The 1,072-nt window shown below is 70.1% G+C and carries 2 protein-coding genes; one reads left to right on the top strand and one right to left on the bottom strand.

Going from position 1 to position 1,072, the window contains the following annotated elements:
* Positions 1 to 569 (top strand): DUF6445 family protein (locus AC1D01_RS36030; RefSeq protein WP_477874514.1); only part of this gene is annotated, 569 nt, incomplete at its 5' end.
* A gap of 41 nt (positions 570 to 610) precedes the next feature.
* Here the strand turns inward: AC1D01_RS36030 and AC1D01_RS36025 are convergent.
* Positions 611 to 1,072: heme-degrading domain-containing protein (locus tag AC1D01_RS36025; protein ID WP_477874512.1), on the bottom strand; the 462-nt coding region annotated here is incomplete at its 5' end.

Raw genomic sequence — 1,072 nt, 5'->3', positions numbered from 1 at the left:
GCGCGACGCAGGCGCAGCGCTCGGCGAACGGCAACTTCCCCGGCGTGCAGACGCCGCCGCAGCCGGTCGGCGCGACGATGCAGCGCATCGCCGACATGCTGGGCCGCGCGGTCAAGTGGGATTCGCCGGACAACGGCGCGTTGCGCGTGAGCCTGGCGAGCGACGACGCGCGGGCCGACGTGCACGTCGACAACCCGACGCTGCCGCACATCTTCGGCGGCGTGCTGTACCTGAGCCGGCCGGAAGACTGCCGCGGCGGCACGCGCTTCTACCGGCACCGCGCCACCGGCCACGACCGCCGGCCCGACGATGCCGCGCTGGCCGGCATGGGCCATGCGTCGTTCCTCGATTTCCAGAAGCGCCACCTGCCGATCAACCGGCGGCTGCCGTTCGCCGAATGGCAGCAGCAGCGCGATGCGACCTGGGAGTTCCTGTTCGAGGTGCCGATGCGCTTCAACCGGCTGATCGTGTTCCGCAGCGATTTCTTCCACGCGATCACGGAACTGTTCGGCGACCGCGCGGAATCAGGCCGGCTGGTGCAGCTGTTCCACTTCGAAGCGCAGCGCTGAGCGCACCCCGTTCAGGCTGAGCCTGTCGAAGCCCCGTCTCGTCAGTCCAGCCGCAGCCCGTCCAGCGAGACCCCGCACAGCTCGGCCAGCGCCTCGACCGCCAGCGCGTGATCCTCGCGCTGCGGCAGGCCCGAGACCGTCACCGCACCGATGCAGCCGCTGCCCGCGACCCGGATCGGGAAGCTGCCGCCGTGGTCCGCGTAGTCGCGCAGCGGCAGCCCCATCTTCGACTCGAGCGTGCCGCCGTCCTGCGCGTTGTCCAGCCCCACGCGGTAGGAGCTGCGGTGCAGCAGCTCGACGGTGTTGCGCTTGCGGCGCGCCCAGTCGGCATTCGACGGCGAGGTGCCCGGCATCGCGCAGAAGAACACCGTTTCGCGCGCCAGGCGCACCTCGATCGTGATCGCGACCCCGCGCGCTTCGGCCAATTCCTTCAGCCGCGAGCCCAAGGCCCATGCGGTGGCCTCATCGAAGTGTTTCATTTGAAAACAATCCTCTTGCAGGGC

It is taken from the genome of Rhizobacter sp. P3_B12 (assembly GCF_056402895.1).
The sequence above is the reverse complement of the archived record's forward strand: the minus strand, read 5'-3'. Positions and strand labels throughout refer to the sequence as shown.